Raw genomic sequence first — 3,013 nt, 5'->3', positions numbered from 1 at the left:
CTGGGCGCGGCTCAGGCGGGACCGGACCGCCGCGGCGTCCCTGGCGGTGCTGGCCGCCGTGGCGCTGTTCGCGGTGCTGGCGCCGCTGTGGGCGCGGCTGACCGGCCACCCGTACGCGGCCACGTTCCCCGGCACGGGCCTGGACGCCTACGGCCGCCCCAGGGGGCCGGGGCGGGAGTTCTGGCTCGGCGCCGACCAGCTCGGCCGCGACGTGCTCGTCCGCGCCGCCTACGGCGCCCGGGTCTCGCTGGCGGTGGGGATCCTCGCGGCGCTGCTGGCGGCGGCGGCGGGCACGGCCGCCGGGACGCTGGCGGGCTTCGCGGGCGGCGCCGTGGACGCCGTCCTGTCGCGGCTGATGGACCTCACGCTGGCGCTGCCCTACCTGCTGGTGGCGATCACCCTCGCGACCACCTTCCGCATCACCTCCGCCGGCCCGAGCGTCGTCATGACGGTGCTGGTCATCGCGTTCTTCTCGATCGCGGCGTGCGGCCGGGTCGTCCGCGGCCAGGTGCTGTCGCTGAAGCGGCGGGAGTTCGTCGAGGCCTCCCGCGCGCTCGGCGCCTCGAACGCCCGGATCATCGTCGAGGACGTCCTGCCGAACCTGGCCGCGCAGGTCACGGCGCTGACCTCGCTGATGGTGCCGGCGTCGATCGCGTTCGAGGCGACGCTGTCGTTCCTGGGCGCCGGGGTGCGGCCGCCGGTGCCGAGCTGGGGGTCGATGCTCGGCGAGGGCGGCGAGGTGCTCCGCACCGCGTGGTGGCTGGCGGCCGTCCCCGGCGCCCTGCTGCTGCTGACCACGCTGTCGTTCAACCTGCTCGGCGACGCGGTCCGGGACGCCCTGGACCCGCGCGGCGACCGGCCCCGGCGGGGGTGAGGGGCCGATGCTGCGCTTCGCCGCCCGCCGCCTGCTGTACGCGGTGGTCGTGCTGTGGCTGGTGTCGACGCTGGTGTTCGCGTTCCTGCACCTGTCGCCCGTCCCGGTGGAGCGGGTCCTCGGCGGGCCGCGCGCCACGGCCGACACCCTGGCCCAGATCCGCGGCAACCTCGGCCTGGATCGGCCCGTCCTCGTCCAGTACTGGTGGTTCTGCGGGCGGCTGCTGCGCGGCGACCTCGGCGACTCCTACGTCAACGGGACCTCCGTCACCGCGCTGATCGCGGCCCGGCTGCCGACCACGGCGTGGCTGATCGCGGGAGGGGCGGTGCTGTGGCTCGCCGCGGGCGTCGCCCTCGGGGCGCTGAGCGCGGCCCGCGCGCGCGGGCCGTGCGACCGGGCCGCGACGGTGTTCGTGCTGGCGGGGCTGTCGACGCCGCCGTTCGTGCTGGCGCTGGGCCTGCTGTACCTGTTCGCGTCCGGTCCGGGCGGGGGCGGCGGGCACCTGTTCGAGGCGGGCCCGCCGCTGCAGGAACATTTCCTGCGCCGCATGACGCTGCCCTGGATCGCGCTGGCGTTCCTGATGGCCGCCGCCTACACCCGCCTCACCAGGGGGGCCCTGCTGGACGTCCTGGGGGAGGACTACATGCGGACGGCGCGCGCGAAGGGGCTGCCGGAGCACCGGGTCCTCGTGCGGCACGGGCTGCGCGCGGCGCTGACGCCCGTCGTGACCCAGTTCGGCGTCGACCTCGGCGCGCTGGCGGGCTCCACGATCGTCACCGAGAAGGTGTTCGGCCTGCAGGGCGTCGGGCAGCTGGTCCAGCAGTCGATCGCGGCCGGCGACACCCCGGTGATCATCGGGGTGACGCTGCTGGTGACGCTGCTGGTGATCGTCGCGAACCTGGCGGTGGACGTCGGGTACGCGGTCCTGGATCCCCGTGTCCGCTTGCTCCCCCCGTGAGGGGGTATGCCGGACAATGATCGGACACTCCGGGATAGTTAATATGATCTCGGAGTAATCCCACCGACAGGGCATGGATAAGCTTCGCGTATGCGATCGTGGCACGGTTCCGAAGTCCCCAGCCTCCCCGACGCGGGGCTGCCCGCCGCGGCGCGGCACCTGCGCCTCCACGACACGGGGACGGGCGCGGTGCGGCCCATCGACCCCGGTTCCACGGCCCGGATGTACGTGTGCGGGATCACGCCCTACGACGCGACGCACCTCGGCCACGCCAACACCTATGTGGCCTTCGATCTGGTGAACCGCGTGTGGCGCGACCTCGGGCACCGGGTCCACTACGTGCAGAACGCGACCGACGTCGACGATCCGCTCCTGGAACGTGCCCGGCAGACCGGCGTCGACTGGCGGGAGCTGGCCGACCGGGAGATCGAGCTGTTCCGCGAGGACATGGCGGCGCTGCGGGTGCTGCCGCCCGAGCAGTACGTCGGCGCCGTCGAGGCGATCCCGATGATCGTCGAGATGATCGAGAAGCTGCGGGCGAAGGACGCCACCTACGAGGTGTCGGGCGACATCTACTTCCCCATCGCCGCCGACTCCGCGTTCGGCCAGGTCAGCGGGCTGGACCGGGCGGGGATGGCGGCGCTGTTCGCCGAGCGCGGCGGCGACCCGGACCGGCCCGGCAAGCGCGACCCGCTGGACGCCCTGCTGTGGATGGCGCGGCGCCCCGGCGAGCCCGGCTGGGACTCGCCGTTCGGGGTGGGCCGTCCCGGCTGGCACGTGGAGTGCTCGGCGATCTCGGTGGAGTACCTCGGCATGGCGTTCGACGTGGAGGGCGGCGGCTCGGACCTGGCGTTCCCGCACCACGAGATGGGCGCCTCGCACGCCCAGGTCGCCACCGGGGAGCGCCCGCACGCGCGGGCGTACGTCCACGCGGGGATGGTCGGCCTCGACGGCGAGAAGATGTCCAAGTCGCGGGGCAACCTGGTGTTCGTGTCGAAGCTGCGCCGGTCGGGGACCGACCCCATGGCGATCCGGCTGGCGCTGCTGGCCCACCACTACCGCTCGGACTGGGAGTGGACGCCCGCGGAGCTGGACGCCGCCGAGGCCCGGCTGGCGCGCTGGCGCGCCGCGGTGGCCCGCGGGCGAGGGCCGGCGGCGGAGCCGGTGGCCGACGCCGTCCG

The 3,013-nt window shown here is 74.5% G+C and carries 3 protein-coding genes; all 3 read left to right on the top strand.

Features of this window, described 5'->3' with window-relative positions:
* The coding region (locus tag E1291_RS40540) for an ABC transporter permease (protein ID WP_131743324.1) at positions 1–874 on the top strand (874 nt) is incomplete at its 5' end.
* A 7-nt stretch (positions 875–881) separates the two neighbouring features.
* A complete protein-coding gene (locus E1291_RS40535; protein WP_131743322.1) occupies positions 882–1,832 on the top strand; it encodes an ABC transporter permease in 951 nt (316 codons plus the stop codon).
* Positions 1,833–1,922: 90 nt separating this feature from the next.
* On the top strand, positions 1,923–3,013 hold a 1,091-nt coding region (gene mshC / locus E1291_RS40530; protein ID WP_131743320.1), incomplete at its 3' end, for a cysteine--1-D-myo-inosityl 2-amino-2-deoxy-alpha-D-glucopyranoside ligase.

Source organism: Actinomadura roseirufa (genome assembly GCF_900659635.1).
Lineage (GTDB): Bacteria > Actinomycetota > Actinomycetes > Streptosporangiales > Streptosporangiaceae > Spirillospora > Spirillospora roseirufa.
The sequence above is the reverse complement of the archived record's forward strand: the minus strand, read 5'-3'. Positions and strand labels throughout refer to the sequence as shown.

What these genes read in the sequence shown, in the direction of transcription:
- E1291_RS40535 (WP_131743322.1), top strand. Translation starts at nt 882, where the DNA reads ATGCTGCGCTTCGCCGCCCGCCGCCTGCTGTACGCGGTGGTCGTGCTG.